Genomic DNA, 21,364 nt, shown 5'->3' with positions numbered 1-21,364 from the left:
CGAAGGCTGGCCCAAAGATGCAACTGCTAAACGTTTGTCAGAACGACAACTTCAGCCACATGCGGATACTGCGGTTGCCTTCAACGGTGTACCGGTAATCAGCAAAGTCGCCGTAAGCTGAGCCAGTTTGCAACGTGAGGTCAGGAACACGAGTGTTGCCATGGTTGAACGGGTTGAACATCTCCATCCGATATTCCAGCTTCTGGCTTCCTTCTCCAAGTTTGAACGACTTCGCCAGAGCGAACGTCCAATCCTGCCGGCCGTGGGTGAGGAACGAATTGCGTCCAAGCATCCCTTTTGGCGCGCCAGCAGCGAACAGTTCTCCGGTAATCCAGTGTACCGAGCTAGGATCGACCGGTGAGCACGGATCGCCGTTCATATAGGAAGGACCGTCGCAGACATTGGAGCCCTCGTAGACGCCATACGTATCGAGCGGAGCCTTCGGGTTTCCGAGAGTCGGGCGGTCGTTGCCGATGCCGTCCCAGTTCCAGTCATAGGATCCGAGCCAGTAGCCATTTTCAACGTTCGCCGGAGCTCCACTCTGGAACGAGGTCGTTCCCGAGATTTGCCAGTTCGTGTAAATCTGTCCCAGGACTGCCAAGGCTTTGTTATCTGCAAACTTCGCCGCAGGCAGGTTCGGAACTGTGTACACATAGCTAATTGCCACTCGATGACGGCGATCCATCGTGGAGGGACCACGGTCATAAACTCCACGTCCCGCAACGTTGTACTGTACGACCGGGTAGGTGGAGTAGTTGCCCGTTGTAAAGACCTCCGAGACGTCATCAATAGCATGCGACCATGTGTAATTCGCGCGCACTTCCATGCCCTTCGAGAACTTCCGCAGCACATCAGCCTGCAACCCGTGGTAAATCGAGTCGCCGGTATTATCGCGAATTCCGATCGAGCCGCGGTCCGGGAAGATGCGGCAGTAGGTGGCGCCGCCGCAAACAGACTGGAATAGCGGATCATTCGGATCGTTGATGTACGGGTTCAGTGCATCGGTGCCGTACAGGTGCGCGCCGCGCGTTCCGACGTAACCAACAGTGGCGAAGAACCCGGCTCCCAGTTCACGTTCAACGCTCAAGTTCCACTGGTAAATCTCGGGACTCCTCAGGTTGGACTGGATGCTCGTTACGCTGGCATAAGGATTCAGGATTGGCGAGAGCAGTGGCTTTGCATAAGCCCATGACCATCCCGCTCGACCACGCGGAGTCGCCGGAACGGGTTTGTTCGTTAGCGTGGCCGGCACGTCATTCGGCGCGCCGGACAGGTTGTTATCCAGGATATTAGTGAATCCGTGATCGTAGAAGGTACCGAAGCCGCCGCGGACCACGGTCTTGTTGTCACCAAACAACTTCGTCCAGATCCGGGGCGTATAAGCGAAGCTGACGCGCGGACCCCAGTCGTTCGTATCCTTCTTCTGCTCGATCCGTACCGGATAATTGGCCGGGGCCGGATCATTGATGTTCATGGCTGGGTACGGAATCTCGTTTGCGAACGGGCTATTGTACTCATACCGGACACCAAGAGTGAGCGTCAGGTTCGAGCGCAATTTCCAGGTGTCCTGCGCAAAGTAGTTCTGCGACTTGATGGGAGCGCGGGCCAGGTTGCTGCCAAAGGTCTGACTGGCCGAACCGCTTCCGGAAAAGCCGTCTATGAAGTTCGCGATGCCTCTGTAAACTTCGCCGTTCACGCTGCTGTCGGAGTAACCGATTGAGCCGAAGTAGTTGCTGAAGGGAATCGTGTCAACCACGCGGATGTCGGCGATATCGAATCCGAACTTCCAGGTGTGGCGACCGGTCGTCCAGCTTATGGAATCCTGCAACTGGTAGGTGTTGTGGAAACGTCCCTGGGGAGTTCCGCTTGGAGGTCCCCACCCGGTCAGGGCATAGGTGCCACCGATGTTGACAGCGGGCATATTCCCATTATCAACCAGTGGATTGCTGTAAGTATCAGGACGCCAATCAAACGTAAAGCCGATGCGCCCATATGACATACGCAATTCGTTCAGCAGGTTTGGCGTAAAGACATGGGTATAAGTAATACCAGCATTGTAAGCTGGGCCGTATTGGTAAGTGTCGAATCCCGGCAACTGAGTCGAGAAGTTACCGATGTCGTAGGGGGTTGTGTAGTAGGTTCTGATCAGTCGCAGGTTCAGAGTATCGTTTCGCGTAATGAGGTAGTCGCCCTTCAGGTCCAACTCAGGCGATTCGTAGTTCGCCGCAATGCCCTCACGCTGCATCTTGCCGATCTGTACTGTTCCGCGGTCAAACCCGGCGATATTCGGATCAAATCCCAGCGGAACATCATTGATCGTCAATGGATTGAACGGCCCCTGCAATTCAGGGTTGTCGTAAACCTGCAATAAAGTATTTATCTGTGCCTGCTGCGCTGCACTTTCACTCGGCAGGAGAGCCTTCAGTTGAGCAATACCGGCCGGGGTAAAGACAGTAATCGGGTCGCCATTCAAAGCAGCGCGGTACTTGTCCCACTGATACGAAGCGAAGAAGAACAACTTGTCCTTCACAATCGGGCCGCCGAGAGCGAATCCGAAAACATTCTCGTGGTACTTTGCTTTCGTTACGCCGTTGAAGTTGTTTCCATGGTCATTGGCGTCCATGGCCGAACTTGAGAACCTCTCCCAAGCCGAGCCGTGGAAATTATTCGTCCCGCTCTTGAAAATCAGGTTATTGACCGAACCGCCACCGTGACCAAACTCGGCAGCATAGGCGTTCGTCATCACGCTGACTTCCTGGATGGCTTCGAGGTTGCCTGGTTGCATGCCCTGTCCAGCGATACCGGCATCGTTATTGTCCTGACCTTCGATCAGGAAGTTGTTTGAACGGGCTCGGTTCCCGTTGACAGAGAAGTTCGTGCCGTTAGTGAAATCGTTCGCAGGGCCCGTGACGATACCCGGGAGCGTAGTAGCCAGCGAGTAAGCATTCAGATTCGCGATCGGAAGAGATTCGACCGCGGTGGCACCGATGGTGTCGCTGATTTCACCGCTCTCAGTTTGCAGTTGAACCGCCTGTGCGGAAACCTCAACGGTTTCCGAACTTGCGCCGGGCTTCAACTGGATGTTCACCGACGTGATGATTGAGGCGGCAACCTGAACACCACTCAACTTGATGACGGAGAAGCGATCCGCGGTAGCCTCGACATGATAGGTCCCCGGAAGGAGAGATTCAAAGCGGTAAGCGCCCACCGAATTGGTTGTTGCGGTGCGCACGTCTCCGGTTTGAACGGAAGTTGCGGTTACCTTCGCGTTGACGATCGCCGCACCGGTCGAATCGGTGACGACGCCCGCGAGGGTGCCGTTACTGGTTTGCGCGATCGCCCCGAGTGCGCAGAGAAGCACCAGCGCTACTGTCACGATCAGGCGTGTAAAACACCTCATAGAGCCTCCATAGGATTCAGTCGCCTATCGCGACCGAGCGTTCCGGTTGTTTAAGATTGGTAATTGGCCGAAACTCGCGCCTATCGCGGTCTTCCACAGGAACCAGATTGTTTGCGAGAGGAGCTCAACAGAGTTGATGCACGTTCTTCTCCACTTTAGTGGTGAGACTAACCACTTTAGTTTTAATAGCATACGGGGGAAGCCGGATTGTGGGCTCCGTAATTTGGAAGGGGATAATCTGACAACCTATTGATTTTAATAGTGATATCCGTCACAAAATAATGTGCCGTCTGGGACTCGGCGCAGCCCGGGAATTCTAATTTGTCCGGCGCTGGATTAACTCCCAAGCCCTGAGGACGTCCTCGCGACGGGTTCCAAGATTCCCGATTGCCACCCGAAGAACGATTTTCCCGGCCAAGGTGGTATGCGAGATGAAGAGTTTTCCATCGGCATTCACTCGTTCCAACAGGGCGCGATTCTCGTCATCGCTGCCGCGGTATCGGAAGCAAACCGTTGAGAAGGGAACGGGCGCCGACAATTCGAATCGCGAATCCTGTTCCACCCACGACGCAAACTCTTTCGCCATCTCAATGTGCGATCGGAGAATGGACTGCAACCCCTCGCGGCCGAAGTATCGCAGCACGAACCAGAACTTCAGGGCGCGGAAGCGATGTCCGAGGGGCACGCCATAGTCCATCAGGTTATGCTCTCGCGGATCGCCGGTCGTCCGCAGGTACTCCGGCGTGAGCGAAAAGGCCCGCCGCAAAATGTCGGGATGCCGCGTATAGAAGGCGCTGAGGTCGATGGGTGTCATGAGCCACTTGTGCGGATTCACCACGATGGAGTCGGCGCGGTCGATGCCTGCAAAGGTCCCGCGATACTCGGGCAGGATGGCGCATGCGCCCGCATATGCCAGGTCAGCGTGAAGCCACAGATTGTGCTTTGCGCAGAGATCGGCGATCGCGGGCAGGGGGTCCACGCTCGTGCTGGAAGTCGTTCCTAACGTTGCAACGACGCAGAACGGTTTCAGCCCCGCTTCCTTATCTCGCTCAATCGCCGCCGCCAGCGCGTTGACGTCCATGCGGAATTCGGCATCGGAAGGGATTTTTCGCACGAACTTCTGGCCGACCCCGGCGGCAATGGCGCCTTTCTCGATGGAAGAGTGCGCCTGGTCGCTCGTGTACAGCACTAATCCTGCAGGATGGCCATTTTCCCGCGCTGCCGGATCGAACTTGTCGCGCGCGGCGCAGATTGCGTGGAAGCTGCTGACCGAAGCCGTGTCGTAGACGATTCCGAAAAAGTCATCCGGCAGACCCATCCACTGCCGCAACCACCCGAGCGCAACGGTCTCCAGTTCCGCAACCGCGGGCGAAGTTTTCCAGTGCAGGCCGTTGGTGTTCAGTGCTGCGGCCAACATTTCGCCCAAAATGGCCGGCGTGGATCCAGTACATGCGAAGTAAGCAAAGAAGTTCGGGTGATTCCAGTGCGTCACCGCCGGGAGGACGATCTCCTGGAAATCGCGCAGCATAGCGTCGAAGGACTCGCCATGCTCTGGCCCCTGCTTCGGCAGCGCGTCCACGAGTTCGCCCGGCTTGGTCCTCGCCAAAACCGGATACTCGCGCACGTGCTCCAAGTAGCGGGCAATCCAATCCACCGTCAGATGACCCGACCGGCGGAAATCTTCTACATATTGCTGCCAGGCTTCATCGGTTTCAGGGGGAAAGGAAAAGGAAGGCTTAGTTTCCGTAGGCATGATGGCTCCGATGGGAAGAAGCTTCATTCTAGAATAGCGCGGCTGAATCACGGTGCTAGACTTCGTCTATGCGCGCCATGGTTCTCCACCAACAAGGGCCCGCCGAGCAGCGTGGGCTGCGTCTGGAAGAAGTGCCGCTGCCTTCGCCTGGCCCCGGCGAGGTTCGCGTTTGCGTGAACGTCTGCGGGGTGTGTCATACCGACCTGCACATAGTGGAAGGCGACATACATCCGCCGAAGTTTCCGGTCATTCCAGGGCACCAGATCGTGGGCACCGTCGATGCGCTCGGAGCGGAAGTTCAATCTCATCGCGAAGGCGATCGCGTGGGGGTTCCCTGGCTTTATTCGACAGACGGGACGTGCGGGTATTGTCGTCGCGGGCAGGAGAATCTCTGCGAAGGTGCACGGTTCACTGGCTTTCATGTCCATGGTGGATACGCCGAGTGCGTGATCGTACCCGCCGCGAGCGCGTACTCGATCCCGCGGGCCTTTACCGACCTCAACGCTGCGCCGCTGTTATGTGCTGGAGTCATCGGATATCGCTCGTACCGCCTGAGCGGGATTCGCAAGGGCGAAACCATCGCGCTGCTCGGGTTTGGGGGCTCCGCGCACATCGTCCTTCAACTCGCGAGACATGAGGGCTGCAACGTGTACGTCATCACCCGTAGCGAAAAGCACCAGCGGCTGGCACGAGAACTTGGAGCCGCCTGGGTCGGCACCGCGCAAGAGATTCCGCCCACGCTCGCCGATGCCGCTATCGTCTTCGCACCCGCGGGAGGGCTCGTCCTCACCGCACTACGAGGTATCCGCAAGGGCGGAACCGTCGCGCTGGCGGGAATCACCATGAGCGACATCCCGCAGATGCCATACGACCTGATCTACCACGAACGCGTCCTGCGCAGCGTCGCCAACAGCACGCATCAGGACGTGCGCGAGTTCCTCTCTCTCGCTGCCGAAGTTCCAATCCACACAACGGTGGACGAATTCCGCCTTGAGCACGCCAACGAAGCCATCCTCGCGATGAAGCACAGCGAGATGGAAGGCGCTGCGGTGTTGCGAGTGAGTCAGGTTCTTTCGGATGGCACGGTGGGAGGATGGCACGATACTCAATTTGCCTGACAGACTCGCTACATCTCGGATCGTCCACTACAATGGTCGGCGCAGTTTCTGCTTCGTCTGTATGCAGTCTTGCATCCGATGAAGAGCGCAATTCATATCACCCACCCGGAGACTTGAATGCGACCAGCGCGTCGCTTCGCAACTGCTATTTTTCTGATTCTCTCGCTCGCCGCAGTTGCGAGTGCCCAGGCCGCACAGGAAGGCCTCCCGCCGCTTCCGCAGGACACCGGCACCGCCGGACTTGTGCAGGCTATCCGCCATCTGCAGAACACAGGACGCCTGCTGCACACCACCGCTCACCCTGATGACGAAGACGGAGGCCTTTTGACGCTGCTTTCGCGCGGAGATGGCGTGCATGTGGAGTTGCTCACGCTGAATCGCGGCGAGGGAGGCCAGAACCGTACGGGCAGCGGGCTGTTCGACGAACTTGGCGTGCTTCGCACGCTGGAACTCACGGACGCCGACCGCTACTACGATGTTCACCAGCGGTTCACTCGCGTCTGCGACTTCGGGTTCAGCAAGACCGCGGACGAGACCTTTCAGAAGTGGGGTCACGAGGTTCCGCTGGCGGATATGGTGCGGGTCATCCGAACCTTCCGGCCTGACGTCATCGTCTCTCGCTTTCAGGGCAATGCCAATGACGGACACGGGCATCACCAGGCCGCCGGCATTCTTACCAAAGAAGCGTTCCGCGCTGCCGCCGATCCGAATAAGTTTCCAGAGCAGATCGAAGAAGGGCTGCTCCCCTGGCAGGCGAAGAAGCTCTACATCGGTACAGGGTTCCGCGAGAGTACGGACTACACCATAAAGATTGAGACCACGAAGGATTCGGCTCTGCTCGGCACGAGTTACCAGCAGTTCGCCATTGAGGGCCTGCGCCATCAGACCTCGCAGGGCGCGGGTCAGTTCCACGTCCCGTCGGGCCCGCGTTACGCACGCTACAAACTGGTGGACTCCGTTCTTCCGAATACGCTGGACGAGAACGGCCACGAGAACAGCTTCTTTGACGGCATCGACACTTCGATCAGGGGACTCGTCAAGCGGTTGGGTCCTGAATCGCATCGGTCGGAACGCTTGCCCGGTTTATTCGCCGATCTACAATCCCGGATCGAGGCCGCCGCAACCTCCGCGGAGAAAGATCCGCAGGCCGCTGCGAAAGCACTCGGCGAAGCCGACACGACCCTCACCGATCTGGATAACGAGATGGCTCGTGCCGGTATCGGCAAAGTCGCCTTAAACGATGTCGAGGCCCATTTGCCGACGCATGCCGCCATCGAGCACGCGATTAATGTTGCCGAAGGCGTCTCTCTGGACGCGAAACTCGATGCGAACGCAACGCCGTCGGCAGAACTTATCGTTCCTGGGCAGCAGTTAACCGTGAAGCTGCAACTGCATGCGCCCGCAGGAGCGCACATTCAGCACGCCGCGATCCTTACTCCGGAAGGTTGGACCGTAACGGAACTCCCGCCCGACAACGCCTCGCCACTTGAGCGCCGCTTCAGTGTCAAAGTCTCGTCGTCCGCACAATATACGAAGCCCTACTTCCATCGGGATGACCCGGAAGTGGACACCATCTACAAAGTCGACAATCCAGCCGACCTGGGTTTACCGCTTACACCACCTCCGGTCCGCGCGGAAGTGGAATACGAGTTGAATGGAATTACAAGTAAGGTGACCCAACTGGTTGAAGCGGATTCCGTCCTCGAAGGCGGCACCCGTGCGGCTCCGCTCGCCGTTGCACCGGAAGCTTCCGTCCTGTTTTCGGATCCGACTCGTGTCGTTCGCGTCGGCCAGACGCAGCCAGTCGAGATCAACGTTCGCGTCCGCAGCTTCGTCCCCAAAATTCGTGGCGCACAGCTGTCCGTTTCGGCGGGTTCCGATTGGCGCGTAGAACCTGTTTCGCAGCCTGTTTCCATCGAGGGGAAGGGAACCGAGCGCGTGTACAAGTTCTACCTCTTCCCGAATGCCGATCACGAGATGCGTTTTCAGATCAACGCCAATCTCGACTACAACGGGCACGTCTATAGCCAGGGCTTCACGACGGTGTCGCGTCCCGATCTTGGCACCGCCTATTACTATCAGCCCGCGCTGCAGCGTGTCAGCGTTGTTCGGCTGGAACTGCCACAGAACTTCGAAGTCGGCTACATCATGGGGGCCGGAGACGAAATTCCGTCGGTCCTCCGGCAGGCGGGGCTTAGCGTCCGCATGATCTCGCCCGAGGAACTCGCCTCGGGCGATCTCTCGCGCTACAACGCCATCATCCTCGGTATTCGCGCTTACGATGTGAACGAGGACGTGCGCAAGAACAACGCACGCCTGTTGTCATTTGTTCAGAAGGGCGGCACCCTCGTCGTGCAATACAATTCCGCCATCTCCGAATTTAACTCCGGCAATTACACCCCGTATCCCGCTGAACTAGGTCGCGGCAGAGTGACAGTTGAACAGGCGCCAGTTGAAATCCTCGATCCCAAGGACTTCATCTTTAACGACCCGAACGACATCGTGGAGGCCGATTTCAATGGCTGGATCCAGGAGCGTGGCCTCAATTTCATGAGTAGTTGGGGTGGCAAACTCATCCCGCTCCTTGCGTCCCATGATCCCGGCGAACCGCCGCTCCAGGGCGGCCTGCTGCGCGCCAATTACGGTAAGGGCACGTACGTCTACACCGGCTACGCGTTCTTCCGCCAGTTGCCCTATGGCGTGCCCGGGGCGTTGCGGTTGTTCGTGAACATCCTGAGCGCGCACCAATGAGTTCACCGGCAAAGAACGGCACCCTAATCCGGAGTTGGCGCATCCGCCAGTGACTCTTCGGCCAGCGAACCGCTGGCGAACCTATCTCGAGTAACCTTTCGGTTGACAGCGCGTCCAATACGACTAGGATTTCCGTGATCCGAAGTCTCCCGTAACAATGTGTGGCTCTGCCGTTTTCAATTCAGGAGGATGGTATGAAGAAGTCCGTGGTTTTTGCGGTGTTCCTGGTGCTCTTTGTGGCACCGCTGCTGTTCGCACAAGCACAGCAATCGGCTCCCACAGTCACCCAGGCTGCCGATCGGTCCCTGTCAGGCGTTGAACACGAGTTTGTCCCACTCGCGGAAGCTATGCCCGACGATAAGTTCGACTATGCGCCCACAAACGGTGAATTCAAGGGCGTGCGCAATTTCGGCCAGCAGGTTACGCATGTTGGTGCGACCAACTACATGATCGGCGCCGCACTTCTCGGGGAGAAGATCCCCGTTGATATCGGCAAGGGCGAAAACGGTCCCGATCTCAAGACCAAGGCTGAGAAAATCAAGTTTCTGAAGGATTCGTTCGACTATCTTCACAAGGCGTTCGCCAGCGTGAATAAGGACAACATCGACGGCCAGGTCGAGAATCCTTTTGGTGGCAAGAATAAGCCCACCCGCCTCGGCCTCATTATGCTAGGTGTCAGTCACCCCTACGACCACTATGGCCAGATGGTCGAATACGTTCGCTCCAACGGGATCATTCCACCGGCCAGCCGCGGACAATAAAATTCGTAGTGCAAGGTTCAAGGTGCAAGGTTCAGGATGTTTTTCTCTTGCACCTTGTACCTACACCTTGTACCTCTACTCTTATGTCCGCTTTTAAGAACGGCCTCTTCGCGAACAAACTCGCCGTCATCACGGGCGGTGGTTCCGGAATCAACCTTCGTATCGCCGAACGGTTCGCACAGCAAGGAGCGAAGCTCGGCATCATCGGGCGCAAGCAGGAGAAGCTCGACGGGGCGGTTGAGAAACTCAAGAGCCTGGACACCGCCGCGATCGGGATTTCCGCCGACGTGCGCGACTATCCGTCTCTCTCTCGTGCCATTGCCGAAATCCATTCCGCTCTCGGTCCAATCGACATTCTCGTTTGTGGTGCCGCCGGAAACTTCCCCGCGATGGCCGCCGGCATGTCGTCCAATGCCTTCAAGTCTGTGGTCGATATCGATCTCCTCGGTACGTTTAACGCCTGCCGCGCAGCCTACGAGTTTCTGCGCAAACCCGGAGCTGTCATTATTAATATCTCCGCGCCGCAGGCTTTCACGCCCATGCCGTTGCAGTCGCACGTATGTGCCGCAAAGGCGGGCGTCGATATGATCACGCGCACGCTGGCGATCGAGTGGGGTCCTGAAGGAGTCCGCGTCAACTCCATCGTCCCCGGGCCAATCGACGACACTGAAGGCATGACGCGCCTCGCTGCGAACCAGCAGGTCCGCGACACGCTCACCCACAGCATCCCACTTCGCCGCTTCGGGACAAAAGACGACATCGCCGAAGTTGCCATCTTCCTCGGGAGCGAGTCTGCGTCTTACATATCGGGAACTGTAATGGTCTGCGATGGCGGACAATCCCTGCTCGGCTCCGGTCCCTGGGTCGAAGGACTCGCACTGGGAGCAAAGAAGTAGATGCGCGAATTGCAGATCTTCCATCCTCTGTATCTTTCGCGCGCATTCTCCATCTAATCAACAGGTGGACCAACAATGACGGCCAAAGTTCAAAAGACAGAAGAAGAATGGAAGAAGGAACTTACTCCTGAGCAGTACCGCGTCCTGCGCCAGAAGGGAACGGAACCGGCCTTTACCGGCGAGTATGCACACACCAAAGTGCCAGGCACTTACAAGTGCGCCGCGTGTGGCCAGGATCTCTTCAGTTCGGAGACGAAGTACGATTCCGGCAGCGGGTGGCCCAGCTTCTACGAAGCAATGGACAAAGACAAGGTCGAAGAGCACTCCGACAACACCTTCGGAATGCGCCGCGTCGAGGTCACCTGCTCGGCCTGCGGTTCACATCTCGGCCACGTCTTTCCTGACGGCCCACGCCCGACAGGCCTGCGTTACTGCATCAACAGCGCTTCGCTCAAACTGGATAAGAAGTAAAAAGTTCATACCGCAGGACTATTTAGCCGGCAGTCGCGGCGGCAGGTGCCGCCGCTCATTTTGCCGGAAATACCATTCTTTTCAGCCTCGAGTTCGGCCGGAACTCCCGCCCCACTTTGGCGCAAGGGATGAATGCGTCCCCTTCGTAATACCCGACCACATCCGATGTGAATGGAGTCGAGCCTCTCAGAAAGCGTTCCCCAATCGCATAGACGTCAACCGGAGTTTTCCTCTCCTCAAAAGTCCGAATCTTCTCCGCCGAGAATCCACCGCTGACAGAAATCTTCACGTCGCGGGCACCCGCTTCATCCAACCGGCGCCTCACTTCGAAGACCAGCTGCGGTTGTACTCCGGGCGATTCGATTCTCTGCTCCTGCAGGGCTCGATCCACTAAGTCCTGGCTCGTATCCAATCGAACTCCCGCCAGCCGGTGCCGACGATCCCTCAATGCCCTGAAAACCTCAACAGCCGTTCGCGCCGAATCATTCTCGAAATCCACCAATGCCCAGAGGGGCTCGTTCGGTAGAGCTTCTGCATACGCCAGGGCTGCCGCAACAGTGTTGCCCTTAAATGCTGCGATCATGGCGTGAGGCATTGTGCCCACCGCGGGCTGGTGAAACGCGTCGGCTTCCGCTTGCGTCGAAGCCCCGAAAGCCCCGCCGATCTTCGCTGCATAGCCGTCATACTCTTGTGCCTCTGGAATGTCGAAGCGGGCAGGGAAGAACAGCACCGGTTTCCCGCCTGCCGCGTCCACTGCCTCGCTCACGTTCGTCGCAATCCGAGTCATGCGCGCGAGCAGCCCGAGGTACACGGTCTCGTAAGTCAGGAGCCTGTCAATCGGTCCCACAATATGCATTACCGACTCCATCGGCGACACCCTGTCTCCATCGTCGAGAGCAGAAATCTCAATCTCCGATCCGATGGAGCTCAGCAACTCGCGGACATAACTCATCCCGCACAGCATAACCTCGCCGCGCTGGAAGACCTGGTACATCACACGTCGCTGATTACCGCAGTGCTGGAAAGCAATACGCGAATTGAGGAAGTAATGGTCCGTGTAGCGGTCCAACCCGCGGCTGTCGATCACTGTTTCATATCTCCTAAATCCGATTGGATCACCTTTAACATCCTCTCAAGAACCTTGAGCCATTTTGAGGCAAGCGTCTTGCCATTCCGCTGGCGCGCTTTGGCGCAACGCCGGCGCCGGAAATTCTCTCGCATGACTTACCGGAGGACTAGTTGCACGTGACGGTTTTTCTTTTCTTGAAACATTCTCTTCCTTTTCCAAGCCGGGGCAAACACGAGAGCATACCCCTCGCATCTACTTACCCAAGGGCGCCAAAGGCGTGTCTACTTCCGAGTTCGGAGTGAACCTTTCAAGATGAAGATGGAGCGGTTTCGGTCAGTTTTGATCCTTGGCGGTGCGGGTTTTATCGGCTCGAACTGGGCTCGTAGATTGCTCGAGTCCACCGAGGCCAAGGTCCACGTCTTCGACAATCTCTCGCGCCCAGGCGCGCGTCATAACCTCGACTTCCTCCAGAAGGCCGCGGGCAAGAGCGGTCGCCTGCAAATTACCATCGGAGATGTTCGCGATCAGGCCAAAGTTGCTAAAGTCGTCAAACACGCGACAGAGATCTACCACTTCGCCGCACAGGTCGCGGTGACGACTGCCGTCGCCGATCCCCGCTACGACTTCGACATTAATGTGGGTGGAACTATCAATGTACTCGAGGCCGCACGGCAAACGGGCCGCAATCCTTTCTTGCTCTTCACATCCACCAATAAAGTTTACGGTGATCTCGCGGGCCGAACCGCCGTCGCCCAGCCTACCCGATACATCATTACCGGTAACGTAGCGGCGACCGACGAATCGCAGCCTCTCGACTTTCACTCTCCTTATGGCTGCTCGAAGGGAGCGGCCGACCAGTACGTCCACGACTACGCGCGCATTTACGGCCTGCCCACGGTGGTGTTCCGCATGTCGTGCATCGCGGGCCCGCGCCAGTTCGGCAACGAAGACCAGGGCTGGGTCGCTCACTTCCTGTACTCTGCCATGCAGCGAGCACCTATCACGATCTACGGCAGCGGTCTTCAGGTGCGTGATGTTCTCTATGTCGAAGATCTCCTTCGCGCCTTTGAAGTCGTTCGCGAGCGGCAGGACCAGACCGCAGGAGAGGTATTCAACGTTGGTGGCGGTGAAGCGAACTCAGTCTCGTTGCTGGAGCTCATCGAACACATACGTGAACTTACAGGTGAGCGAATCGACTTTGAGCGCGATCGGCTTCGCGCCGGAGATCAGCTGTATTACGTGAGTGACTACTCCAAGCTCACCCGAATTACCGGCTGGAGGCCAGAAGTGAATGTTCGTGATGTGCTGGAACGAATGCTCGCCTGGTACCGCAAAAACCGCGAGCTGATTGCCGCTGTTCGGCCGTCGGAGTCCGAGGCCGCACAGAACACCAGCCTGGAGTTGGGGCGAACCGCATGAAATTCGCCTTCGTGAATCCGAACTGGGATTTCACGGGATCCACCTATTTCGGATGCCGCGATCCCCACGTTCCTCTCGAACTCATGTTCGCCTATGACAAGGTTCGGGAGGCGGACCACGAGCCCATGCTCATCGACGCACAGACTGATAACGTGTCTTTGGACGAAGTGCGCTCGCGAATGCGCTCCTTTCATCCAGATTTTCTGATCATCCCTTCTGCTCCGTCGTATCTGTTCTGGCGATGCCCTCCTCCAGAGTTGCGCGTCCCCATGGAGTGGTTTGCCGCGCTAGGCCAAGGAGCCACTAAGGTGCTCATTGGTCCGCACGGTTCGGCCACTCCGCGCGCCGCTCTCCGCAAAACCGGGGCCGATGTCGTCCTCAAGGGGGAGCCCGATCAGGCGATTGCCGATCTTGCTTCTCGCCCATGGCAGGAAATCGACGGATGCTGCTGGCGTGACGAGCAAGGTGAACACATTGCTTCGACACTGGGCGCCGCTGATATGAAGACCCTCAAGGCGCTTGATTTCGACAATTACAACGTCGAGAAGCACTGGCATCGTCATCACGTCTTCTGGGGCGAAGGTCGCGGCGCCGAACTCGAGTTTGCTCGTGGATGTCCTTGGGCGTGTACCTTCTGCAACAAGACGCTCTTCCGCAACAAATTCCACGAGCGCGAGGTTGAGGAAGTGCTGCTCGAAGTCGATCGCCTGGTCGACCGTGGAGTCGATTACATCTACTTCATCGACGAGATATTCGGGGTTGGCAAGAACGTCCGTCGCCTTCTCGAAGCTATCGCGGAGCGCAACGTTCAGATCGGTTTCCAGACGCGTATCGATCTGTGGAACGAAGAAACGCTCGACCTGCTCGGCCGCGCTAACACCATCTCCATAGAAGTCGGGATTGAGTCCATCACCGAAGAAGGCCGCGAGGATCTGAACAAGAACTGCCGGATGAGCACCGAACGCATAACAGAGCTGCTCATCTATGCCAAGCAGCGTATCCCATGGGTGCAGGCGAACCTCATCCTCACCGAGCACGACGACAAGAACGATATCCGTATCTGGCAGGAGAATCTCAAGCAACATGATGTCTGGGTGAGCGAGCCCGTGCCGATGTTCCCGTTCCCGGGCAGTCCGCTTTACATCGAAACATTCGGCGCTCTGCCTGACGACGAGGCTTGGGAACGCGCTCACGCTTACTACACAGGATCGTTCGACGACAAGGATTACAGCGACATCCAGGAGCAAAAACCGGCGCCGCTGGTGCAACTGGAAGGGTTAGTCCAGAAAGAAAGCTGAGGCTTCAAACTGAAGAAGGGACGATCAAAGGGATGAATATCGCGATCATTGGGTCTGGGTACGTCGGCCTGGTAGCGGCCGCGTGCATGGCGGAAGTTGGTCACCATGTAATCAGTGTTGATAATGATGAATCCAAAATTCAGGCCCTGAGAAGAGGCGAATGTATCATTCACGAGGAGTTCCTGCCGGAGTTGCTCAAGCGGCACTCCGGCGATCGCCTTATCTTTACTTCAAGCCTGCATGAGGCTGTTCGGGCCAGTTCCATCGTGTTCATCGCTGTCGGCACGCCGCCTTGCGAAACTGGGGAAGCGGACCTGTCCGTTCTCGAATCAGTTTGCCACGACATTGCCGTCAACATTGACCGGCATAAAGTGATCGTGGTCAAGAGCACGGTTCCAGTCGGTACTAACGACTGGGTGAAGCGGATCCTGATTCGATACGGTGCATCGCCCAAGCTGTTCTGCGTCGCCTCGAATCCCGAGTTCCTGCGGGAAGGCACCGCCGTAACAGACTTCCTTTTTCCGGACCGCATCGTGATCGGTTCCGACTGCCTGAAATCAAGGCTCATTCTTGAGCAAGCTTATCTGCCGCTCACGCTTGGAACTTACGCGCGAACCAAGGGGGCAATTCCCATTCCCGACGCGGCTCCGCTCCCGGCGCCAATGATTGTCACGCATACGCGCAGCGCAGAGATGATCAAGCACGCATCGAATGCGTTCCTGGCGATGAAGGTGTCGTTCATCAATGCGGTCGCGAATCTCTGCGAGTCCGCAGGTGCAGACATCCAGGAAGTCTGCGAAGGCATGGGCTCGGACCAGCGCATCGGGAACAAGTTCCTCAAGCCGGGAATCGGCTATGGCGGTTCCTGCTTCCCCAAAGACCTGACGGCGCTGCACTCGGCCGCGCGCGAGTACGGCTGCGGGTTCCACCTGCTCGAGGAAGTTATGCGGATCAACGAAGACCAGCGTAAATTCTTCCTGCGCAAAGTCCGCAACGTGCTCTGGACATTGAAAGGGAAGCGACTTGCGGTTCTCGGACTCGCCTTCAAGGGCGGAACGGACGATATCCGCGAGTCTCCGGCGATAGCGCTGGTGAAAATGCTGCTGAAGGAGAAATGCCAGATCGTCGCCTACGATCCAGCAGCGATGGATCGCGCTCGTGAGGAACTCGAATCAGATTCAGTCACGTTTGCCGCGAGTGCCTATGACGCCGCGAAAGGTGCCGATGCGATGCTGGTGCTCACCGATTGGGAAGAGTTCACGGCGCTCGATTTTGATCGGATGCGCAAGGAACTCCGCCACCCAATTCTTATCGACGGGCGAAACTTGTACTCGCTCCAGGAGATGGAGCGGCGCGGGTTCAACTACGTCAGCGTTGGACGTCCGGAGACTGTTCCTGGCCGGGTTCGCGACGTCGAGATTGGGAAAACCGAGGCGGCGTGAGGTGACTGAACTGACGATTGACTATTTTCGGATTGACGATTGAAAACCGTCGCCCCCTCGATTCGCGACCTTCTGTTTTCAGGCACGGCCAGAATAACTGCCCTACCCTCTCGCGCTGAACGGTCGGCCGTACTCGCACCAGGTGAGGAACTCGTTGTGGTTGTGACGTGCGCGGCGGTAGGAGCCATTCTGCTCGCTCGATTTCTCTACCACATTTCTGGCGTGTTCCTGAAATAAGACCCTGTGCTCTCCATGAAGTGGACGACGTGATGAACCATCCCATTTTGCCCGTTCAGCCTTCTCGCTGATTTCCTCCGAGTGAACCGTTGAATCACCTGCCTATGTGACCTTCGCTGCTGCAACCGGTGTTTCCATGCGGCAGCATGTACCTGAGAACCGACAGTTGAAAGAATCTGTTTCGAACACTCCATGCTGCAAGGCTTTTCAAGGCTGACCTTCCTGACAGCGGTCCTGGCCGTTTGTGCGTGTGCGGTCGCGGGTAAGGCTCAGACTCCAAGTTCCGAGGTGTCCACCGCGCAGCCACATATACGCGCGTTGCACATTTCCGAGCCGATCAAGGTGGACGGACGTCTTGATGAACCCGTGTGGTCGCGAGCAGAAGCTGCCAATAATTTTCGACAGCGAGAGCCGCAAGAAGGAGCACCGGCTAGCGAAAGGACTGAAATCCGGGTTCTTTATGACAACAGGAACCTCTACCTCGGAATTCGTGCCTGGGACAGTGAGCCTCGACGAATAAACGCGCGCGAGTTGGTGCGCGACGCGGATTTCAGCAATGACGACAAGATCGCGATCGTACTTGACACGTATCACGACCGGCGCAGCGCGTACCGCTTTACAGTAACACCGCTGGGTACTCAACAGGATGCTCTCATTACCGAAGACGGCTTGGGCGGCGATTACGAGGACGAAGACCCAACCAACATCTCCTGGGATACGGCGTGGGTCAGCGAGGCGCGGGTGGACAAGGGCGGCTGGACGGTGGAGATCGCAATTCCGCTCAGCAGTCTGCGATTCAAAGAAGGGCGCGACCGCTGGGGATTCAATGTCTCACGAGTCATTCGGCGAAAGAACGAAGAGAATCTCTGGAGTGGCTGGCAGCGCAGCTTCGCCCTGGAGCGCGTGTCGCAGGCCGGCGATCTGGACGGAGTAGGCGAACTGCATCGGAGACGTCTGTTCGAGATCAAACCATATGTGACTTCCGGCTGGCGCCAAGGCGTTGAGCGCATCGGCTATGCGGGTTATGACGCCGGGATGTTCGGTGCTGGTGGGCTCGAGGTGGCGAGAATCGGCGTGACTCCGTCGCTCACGGCTGAGGTGACGGCGAACCCCGATTTCGGGCAGACGGAAGTAGACGAGCAGCAAGTGAACCTATCGCGTTTTCCGCTCTTCTTCCCCGAGAAGCGCGAATTCTTCCTGGAAAATGCGGGCATTTTCGATTTCGGGCGCTCGCACTGGAACCAGTTATTCTTCAGCCGGCGCATCGGCTTAACCGAGGACGGGGAACCAGTGCCCATCGACTACGGCGCGAAGTTAACGGGGAAGACGGGCCGCTTCGACATCGGTTTTCTGCAGGTGCAGACGCGAGAACTGGGGACAATTGGCGCGAACGGAATTCCACGCCAGCAATTCACGGTTGGTCGGGTGAAAGCTGGAATCCTGAAGCGATCATACGTGGGCGCAATGGTCGTAAACCGGGAAGGCGGTGTGCCACACGACTATAACCGCGGCTTCGGGGCCGATACGACTCTGAACCTGACCGATCATTTCCATGTGATCGGAATCCTGATGGCGACCGCAACGCCCGGGTTGCATTCCGATACGCATTCGGCGCGCATGCAGGCCGAGTACAAGGATGACCTCTGGACTTTCAACGGTGTTGTCGAGGACATCGGCAAGAACTTTAACCCGGAGATGGGCTTTGTCGAGCGCACGGGAGATCGCCAGTATTACGGCGTGGCTGCATACAAGCCGCGTCCGAAGTTTCTGCCTTTCGTGCGGCAGATGCAGTTCGAGAACGCGATGGAGTACCACGAGAACCGGCAGGGACGACTCTCAACGCGACAGGCGGAGTTGAACTGGAGAACCGACTTCAAGAATTCGGCGGCCTTCGAGTTCCGCGCCGAGGACCTGACGGACGCGCTGCCGGGGCCCTTCGAGATCCGTCCGGGGATCGTCATTCCTCAGGCTACGTACCATTTCTTGCGTCCGTCGGTTGAGTACGTCAGTGATGCGAGCAAGCGGTTCATGTGGGAAGTGGAACAGGCGTGGGGTGATTTCTATTCCGGACAGCTGTATGAAACCGGTGCTGCTTTCGTAGTCCGTCCCGATGCGCATTTCATGCTGGAACTGACGGACCGTTTCAACCGCGTGCGACTGCCGCAGGGAAACTTCTCGACGAACCTGATCGGCGGGCGAATGAACGTGAACGTTTCGCGCAAGTTGCTGAGTTCGACGTTCGTGCAGATCAACAACGACGCCAAGCTCTCGAGTGTGAATGTCAGGCTGCGCTATATCTTCCGTCCGAACAGCGATTTCTTTGCGATCTACACGCAGACCACGGGACGCGGGTTGGAACGGGCGTCATACCAGTTCCAGGTGAAGATGACCTATTACTGGTCGAATTGACGAACGGCGGTTCCACATTTGGACGAATGGAAACCATCGACCCAGTAGTCCACACAGAAATCCACTTACCTCTGAACCGCGATCGATACCGGAACCTTTAGTTTTGGCACTCTCGCATCGTTAGTGATGATCTCAATGGTGCCGCTGTAGTTTCCGGGCGCGATCCTGGCCGGATCCACGGAAACGAACACCTCGGAGCGATCCCCTGTGGTGGCGCGACGCGAAATCATGCTGAGAAAAGGCAAATCGCTCGAAAGTCGCACCTGCAGGTCTGTTCGATCTCTGTCATAAACCACCAGTCTCTGAGTTAATGCATCGGCGATCTTGGTGTCGCTTATATCAGCCAGTCTGAGCCGTCCAAACTCCACCGCGGGAGGAAAAGTGTACACGTGGTCGCGGACATAGGTGTGCGCTCCCACATTCACGATCGGGTGTTCCTTGCTGGTTGTGTGGATGCGGATGAGTTCATCTTTCTTTCCGAGCTCCGCGTTTGGATTCATCTTCAGGAACAACCTGTAGCGCTGCCCATCTTCGATGGTCACGAGACGCAAGGTGAATCGATTACTGGAAGATTCCACGCTTTCGATATGTAGCGGGTCCGGTTGGTGATTGATAATTTCAAGAGACTCTTCTTTCAACTGACCTCGTTGCGAGGCGACATAAAACGCCGGCATCGGGGAGATCTCGACCGTTGAGATAATGTTGCCGTCAAATGTCAGTTGGAATTCAGGTTGTGCGGGATCATCGGTAGCAACCACGATCATTCCTTCGTAGAAGTTTCCAACCTCATTGGTATTAAGGGCGAACTTCAGTTTCGCCTCTCCGCCCGGCGGCACTGTTGGAACCATGTGCAGCAGCCTGAGCGGCACACTCATCGTGACGCCCTTGACAGTAAGTGCTTGATCGCCGGTATTTCGAATTAAAAATTCGTGTTCGACGACAGAACCGCGGAGTACCTTGCCAAATTGAAACGTAGTTTGGGGAAACTCAGCCTTGGGCCCATCGAAAGCGAATAGCTCTGTTGCCAACGTCAGAAAGAGGAGAAAAACCAGAGATGCTCGAGTAAGAAGTCTCATATGTATATGAAGAGAGGCTGTCGTGGGCAGTGAGGCCCACGACAGCGAGGTTGGTCTTACGGATTGCAAGTGTCGGTCGTGGGCCCATCGGGATTGCTCGGGTCCGGAACCGTGCTGGAGCAGGGATAGAACCGGAGTTGGGCAAGCCGCAGCCCGTGGTTTTCCCAATTCCAATAAAAGTCCACGAGTCCGTCGTCAAATAGCGGGACGCGTTCAACGGTCCCGTCGGCATCGATATCAGCATAAATGTAAAGCAGGTACTTGCTGACGTTCGTGAACTTCGAGGGACCTTTGGTTCGGGTCAGATTCATTGAGATGACGGAGCAGATCGGTACGTCAGGCTCTGCCGGGTCATAAGCGCAGGTTGTGACGATGTTGTAAGGAGAGTTCTTTGGACTCCCAAGCGCCCGAGCGAAGACGGAATACGTTGTCGTACCGTCACCGTCTACGTCAGGATTGGGAAGAGCGAACGAAGCTCCGTCAGCATCGGTGCCATTTCGATCCAGCACCTCAAAAGCACCGTCGGAGCAAGTGGCGGAATCACAAAGCAGGATCTTCGCCGTTCCCCAGAGAGGGACGAAGATCGTGTGGCCCTGGGTTCCGTCCATATCGGCTGTCTTGCCTTTATCAACTCCGATTACGTTAAGGTTGTAATGGGTCCCACTTGGCCCTCCATTACCCGTTTGTGCGACTGCGGGGCTGGCAATCAGCAGGGCAATTACGAGAAGAATCGCCCAGCCATGAATGCTTTTCATTGTTGCTATGTCCTCCTGAAGAATTGAAGCTGTATCGCCGCCTCGTGCGGAGGGATGAACAAAGCGCGCGCGTTGCACACCTTAGTGCTATTGCCTTTCAATTGCAAATGAATTTGTGGCCAGTTTGAAAGCGGCCTTCCGTAATCAGGAGGCTAATTTTTTTCCACGAAAACTTTTCATACACGCTGGAACAGGCATGGCATAAGGAATTCCCGGGGAGATAACAGAAAGGCCTCCCAACGACCACCGCAAAAACCCACTCAGGCAAGGAAAGCGCCGAGAAAGCCCGATGAAACGCGTAGAAGAAACGATTCGGAAGTAAATGAGCCCGCGCGCGAAGAGTGCAAAGCGTTGCAAAGAAGGAGTCGTGCATCGTGAGCGTGCACTCAGGAGAAATTTTCGAAAACGGAAGTAATATCCGCAACACGTGAATTCGCGTGCTCCACGTTGTCGCACTGGATGTACGCGAGAGGATGACAACGGGAATTCATTGGTAGCAGGTGGGCGAT

Annotated in this window: 14 protein-coding genes; 9 read left to right on the top strand and 5 right to left on the bottom strand. The window is 57.0% G+C overall.

Annotated elements, in window-relative coordinates:
- Positions 1 to 37 precede the first annotated feature (37 nt).
- Together ROO76_03150 and ROO76_03145 are read right to left on the bottom strand one after the other, a co-directional pair.
- Positions 38 to 3,400: a TonB-dependent receptor gene (locus tag ROO76_03150; GenBank protein MDT8067143.1), complete on the bottom strand. Its 3,363-nt coding sequence runs from the start codon at positions 3,398 to 3,400 to the stop codon at positions 38 to 40.
- Between the two features lie 316 nt (positions 3,401 to 3,716).
- A complete protein-coding gene (locus tag ROO76_03145) occupies positions 3,717 to 5,153 on the bottom strand; it encodes an aminotransferase class I/II-fold pyridoxal phosphate-dependent enzyme (protein MDT8067142.1) in 1,437 nt (478 codons plus the stop codon).
- A gap of 68 nt (positions 5,154 to 5,221) precedes the next feature.
- On the opposite strand from ROO76_03145, the gene ROO76_03140 reads away from it, so the two are divergent.
- The 5 genes from ROO76_03140 to msrB all read left to right on the top strand — a co-directional run bounded on the left by ROO76_03140 (position 5,222) and on the right by msrB (position 11,150).
- Complete coding sequence (locus ROO76_03140; protein MDT8067141.1) at positions 5,222 to 6,271, top strand: zinc-dependent alcohol dehydrogenase family protein; 1,050 nt, start codon at positions 5,222 to 5,224, stop codon at positions 6,269 to 6,271.
- A 117-nt stretch (positions 6,272 to 6,388) separates the two neighbouring features.
- Complete coding sequence (locus ROO76_03135) at positions 6,389 to 9,022, top strand: PIG-L family deacetylase (protein ID MDT8067140.1); 2,634 nt, start codon at positions 6,389 to 6,391, stop codon at positions 9,020 to 9,022.
- Positions 9,023 to 9,216: 194 nt separating this feature from the next.
- Entirely contained in the window at positions 9,217 to 9,783 is a 567-nt protein-coding gene (locus tag ROO76_03130) for a DinB family protein (GenBank protein ID MDT8067139.1), read from the top strand.
- 83 nt (positions 9,784 to 9,866) lie between these two features.
- Positions 9,867 to 10,679: an SDR family oxidoreductase gene (locus ROO76_03125; protein MDT8067138.1), complete on the top strand. Its 813-nt coding sequence runs from the start codon at positions 9,867 to 9,869 to the stop codon at positions 10,677 to 10,679.
- Between the two features lie 75 nt (positions 10,680 to 10,754).
- Positions 10,755 to 11,150 carry a peptide-methionine (R)-S-oxide reductase MsrB gene (gene msrB / locus ROO76_03120; GenBank protein ID MDT8067137.1) on the top strand — a complete coding sequence of 132 codons (396 nt, stop codon included), beginning with the start codon at positions 10,755 to 10,757 and terminating at the stop codon, positions 11,148 to 11,150.
- Positions 11,151 to 11,205: 55 nt separating this feature from the next.
- Here the strand turns inward: msrB and ROO76_03115 are convergent, their stop codons facing one another.
- Positions 11,206 to 12,237, bottom strand: a complete 1,032-nt coding sequence (locus tag ROO76_03115) for a quinolinate phosphoribosyl transferase (GenBank protein ID MDT8067136.1) — start codon at positions 12,235 to 12,237, stop codon at positions 11,206 to 11,208.
- Positions 12,238 to 12,531: 294 nt separating this feature from the next.
- On the opposite strand from ROO76_03115, the gene ROO76_03110 reads away from it, so the two are divergent.
- From ROO76_03110 to ROO76_03095, 4 genes are all read left to right on the top strand, one after another.
- Positions 12,532 to 13,638 carry a GDP-mannose 4,6-dehydratase gene (locus ROO76_03110; GenBank protein ID MDT8067135.1) on the top strand — a complete coding sequence of 369 codons (1,107 nt, stop codon included), beginning with the start codon at positions 12,532 to 12,534 and terminating at the stop codon, positions 13,636 to 13,638.
- Positions 13,635 to 14,936, top strand: a complete 1,302-nt coding sequence (locus ROO76_03105) for a TIGR04295 family B12-binding domain-containing radical SAM protein (protein MDT8067134.1) — start codon at positions 13,635 to 13,637, stop codon at positions 14,934 to 14,936. The genes ROO76_03110 and ROO76_03105 overlap by 4 nt, the downstream gene beginning before the upstream one ends.
- Positions 14,937 to 14,968: 32 nt before the next feature.
- On the top strand, positions 14,969 to 16,378 hold the full coding sequence (locus tag ROO76_03100; protein MDT8067133.1) for a UDP-glucose/GDP-mannose dehydrogenase family protein: 1,410 nt from the start codon (positions 14,969 to 14,971) through the stop codon (positions 16,376 to 16,378).
- Between the two features lie 429 nt (positions 16,379 to 16,807).
- A complete protein-coding gene (locus tag ROO76_03095) occupies positions 16,808 to 19,024 on the top strand; it encodes a DUF5916 domain-containing protein (GenBank protein ID MDT8067132.1) in 2,217 nt (738 codons plus the stop codon).
- Between the two features lie 65 nt (positions 19,025 to 19,089).
- On the opposite strand, the gene ROO76_03090 is transcribed toward ROO76_03095, so the two are convergent.
- Both ROO76_03090 and ROO76_03085 read right to left on the bottom strand, forming a co-directional pair.
- Positions 19,090 to 20,100 carry a DUF1573 domain-containing protein gene (locus ROO76_03090; protein ID MDT8067131.1) on the bottom strand — a complete coding sequence of 337 codons (1,011 nt, stop codon included), beginning with the start codon at positions 20,098 to 20,100 and terminating at the stop codon, positions 19,090 to 19,092.
- A 56-nt stretch (positions 20,101 to 20,156) separates the two neighbouring features.
- On the bottom strand, positions 20,157 to 20,855 hold the full coding sequence (locus ROO76_03085) for a hypothetical protein (GenBank protein ID MDT8067130.1): 699 nt from the start codon (positions 20,853 to 20,855) through the stop codon (positions 20,157 to 20,159).
- Between the last annotated feature and the right edge of the window lie 509 nt (positions 20,856 to 21,364).

The sequence above is a fragment of the Terriglobia bacterium genome (assembly GCA_032252755.1).
In the GTDB taxonomy this organism is placed as follows: Bacteria; Acidobacteriota; Terriglobia; order Terriglobales; family Acidobacteriaceae; genus JAVUPY01.
Note: the sequence above shows the minus strand (reverse complement) of the source record. Positions and strands in the feature narration are given on the sequence as shown.

What these genes read in the sequence shown, in the direction of transcription:
- ROO76_03090 (MDT8067131.1), bottom strand. Translation starts at nt 20,100, where the DNA reads ATGAGACTTCTTACTCGAGCATCTCTGGTTTTTCTCCTCTTTCTGACG.
- ROO76_03145 (MDT8067142.1), bottom strand. Translation starts at nt 5,153, where the DNA reads ATGCCTACGGAAACTAAGCCTTCCTTTTCCTTTCCCCCTGAAACCGAT.
- ROO76_03125 (MDT8067138.1), top strand. Translation starts at nt 9,867, where the DNA reads ATGTCCGCTTTTAAGAACGGCCTCTTCGCGAACAAACTCGCCGTCATC.
- ROO76_03135 (MDT8067140.1), top strand. Translation starts at nt 6,389, where the DNA reads ATGCGACCAGCGCGTCGCTTCGCAACTGCTATTTTTCTGATTCTCTCG.
- ROO76_03130 (MDT8067139.1), top strand. Translation starts at nt 9,217, where the DNA reads ATGAAGAAGTCCGTGGTTTTTGCGGTGTTCCTGGTGCTCTTTGTGGCA.
- ROO76_03150 (MDT8067143.1), bottom strand. Translation starts at nt 3,400, where the DNA reads ATGAGGTGTTTTACACGCCTGATCGTGACAGTAGCGCTGGTGCTTCTC.
- ROO76_03105 (MDT8067134.1), top strand. Translation starts at nt 13,635, where the DNA reads ATGAAATTCGCCTTCGTGAATCCGAACTGGGATTTCACGGGATCCACC.
- ROO76_03100 (MDT8067133.1), top strand. Translation starts at nt 14,969, where the DNA reads ATGAATATCGCGATCATTGGGTCTGGGTACGTCGGCCTGGTAGCGGCC.
- ROO76_03095 (MDT8067132.1), top strand. Translation starts at nt 16,808, where the DNA reads ATGCTGCAAGGCTTTTCAAGGCTGACCTTCCTGACAGCGGTCCTGGCC.
- ROO76_03110 (MDT8067135.1), top strand. Translation starts at nt 12,532, where the DNA reads ATGAAGATGGAGCGGTTTCGGTCAGTTTTGATCCTTGGCGGTGCGGGT.
- ROO76_03085 (MDT8067130.1), bottom strand. Translation starts at nt 20,855, where the DNA reads ATGAAAAGCATTCATGGCTGGGCGATTCTTCTCGTAATTGCCCTGCTG.
- ROO76_03140 (MDT8067141.1), top strand. Translation starts at nt 5,222, where the DNA reads ATGCGCGCCATGGTTCTCCACCAACAAGGGCCCGCCGAGCAGCGTGGG.
- msrB (MDT8067137.1), top strand. Translation starts at nt 10,755, where the DNA reads ATGACGGCCAAAGTTCAAAAGACAGAAGAAGAATGGAAGAAGGAACTT.